Origin of the sequence: Ilumatobacter sp., assembly GCF_049588435.1 — a bacterium.
Lineage (GTDB): Bacteria > Actinomycetota > Acidimicrobiia > Acidimicrobiales > Ilumatobacteraceae > Ilumatobacter_A.
The window spans coordinates 1-1,886 of sequence record NZ_JBAVYV010000278.1 but is presented as its reverse complement, the minus strand read 5'-3'; the positions used below and the strand labels follow the sequence as shown (position 1 = coordinate 1,886).

The 1,886-nt window shown below is 67.6% G+C and carries 1 protein-coding gene and 1 pseudogene; both read left to right on the top strand.

The genetic code is table 11. From position 1 onward, the window contains the following. Positions 1–536, top strand: a pseudogene (locus WBV89_RS10915) (hypothetical protein); the annotation flags it as partial. Positions 537–598: 62 nt separating this feature from the next. After that, positions 599–1,886 (top strand): phosphomannomutase/phosphoglucomutase (gene manB, locus WBV89_RS10910; RefSeq protein ID WP_423981376.1); only part of this gene is annotated, 1,288 nt, incomplete at its 3' end.

The following is a 1,886-nucleotide window of genomic DNA, read 5'->3' as shown; positions in this document are numbered from 1 at the left end:
ACGTGGTGATGGGGGAGGACACGGTCGAGTTCAGCGTCGACCAGGTCGGCGTCCCCGTCCTCGTCAAGGTGAGCTACTTCCCGAACTGGACGGTGTCCGGCGCCGAGGGGCCGTATCGCGCGGGGGCAAACCAGATGATCGTCGTGCCGACCGAGACCGACGTGACGTTGACCTACGACGCGCACGTCGCGCTCGACTGGTTCTTCTACCTGCTCACCGCCATCGGAATCGGATTGTGTTTCGTCTGGCGTCGCCAGGGCGACCTCGAGTTCGCCGGTCCCCGCCCGAGTTTCCGCTCACGGTCCGAGGATGATGACGTCCCGGATGTCGGAGTTGGAGCCGGAGCCGACTGGGGACCGCCGAGCGCCACCGCGAGGCCCGGTGACGAACGCGTCGATCCGGATGGCGGCGAGGCACGGGCGGACGCCGACGATCCGCCTCTCGATCCGACGCCCGTCCAGGCCCCGATGCTCACCGCAGACTTCCCGGAGGACGTCTCCGCCCCAGAACCGACGGACGATCCGCCGGATCCATAGCGGTCGCTCGACGGTCGTCTCCCGTGCAGGTCGACGACGCGGCGCTAGCGTTGCGCAACGACATGTCAGTCCTCGACCAGATCGTCAAGGCGTACGACATCCGCGGAACCGTGCACGACGAGCTCAATGCTGACGTCGCGTACGCCCTCGGAGTCGGATTCGCCCGCTTCGTCCACTCCCAGCACGCCGATCGTGTGGTCATCGCCCGCGACATGCGACCGTCGGGCCCCGGGCTGGTGCGCGCGTTCACCGACGGGCTGACCCAGAACGGGATCGACGTGGTCGACCTCGGCCTCGCCTCGACGGACCTGATGTACTTCGCGTCCGGAACGCTCGACGTGCCCGGTGCGATGTTCACCGCCTCGCACAACCCCGCCGGCTACAACGGCGTGAAGCTGTGCCTCGCAGGAGCTCGACCGGTCGGTGCGGACAGCGGACTGGCCGACATCAAGGCGACGGCTCAGCAGGTGCTCGACGGCGCGGCCCCGGCACTGCTCGATGGCGTGGGAGAGCGGACCGAGATGTCGCTCCTCGACGATTTCGTCGACCACGTGCTGACCTTCATCGACGTGTCCGAGATCGGCCCGATGCGCGTCGTCGCCGACACCGCGAACGGGATGGGTGGTCTCGTCGTGCCGGCCGTGCTGAAGCGCCTCGAGGGTGTCGAATTCGAGATCATGTATCCCGAGCTCGACGGGACGTTCCCGAACCATCCGGCGGATCCGCTGCAGCCTGCGAACCAGCGCGACCTCCGTGCACGAGTCGTCGCCGGTGGGTTCGACGTCGGCCTCGCCTTCGACGGTGACGCCGACCGTGTGTTCGTGGTCGACGAGACCGGGACCGGACTCAGCGGATCCACGACGACCGCGCTCCTGGCCGCGGCGACGCTGCGCCAGCATCCCGGCGCGACGATCCTGCACAACCTGATCTGCTCACGCGCCGTCCCCGAGGTCGTCACCGAACACGGCGGGACCCCGGTCCGCACGCGGGTCGGCCACTCCTACATCAAGCAACGGATGGCCGAGACCGGTGCACTCTTCGGTGGCGAGCACTCGGCGCACTACTACTTCGCGCGGAACTTCAACGCCGACAGCGGCCTGATCGCCTCGTTGATGGTGATGGCCGAGATCGGCCGCTCCGGATCCAAGCTGAGTGCGCTGCGGCAACCGTTCGAGCGCTACTCGACGAGCGGAGAGATCAACACCCAGGTCGATGATCCGGCTGCGGTGATCGCCCGCGTGAGCGAATCGTTCGAGGGATGTGCGCAGGACGAACTCGACGGGCTGACGGTCGAGTGTGGCGATTGGTGGTTCAACCTCCGACCGTCGAACACCGAACCGCTGCTGCGCT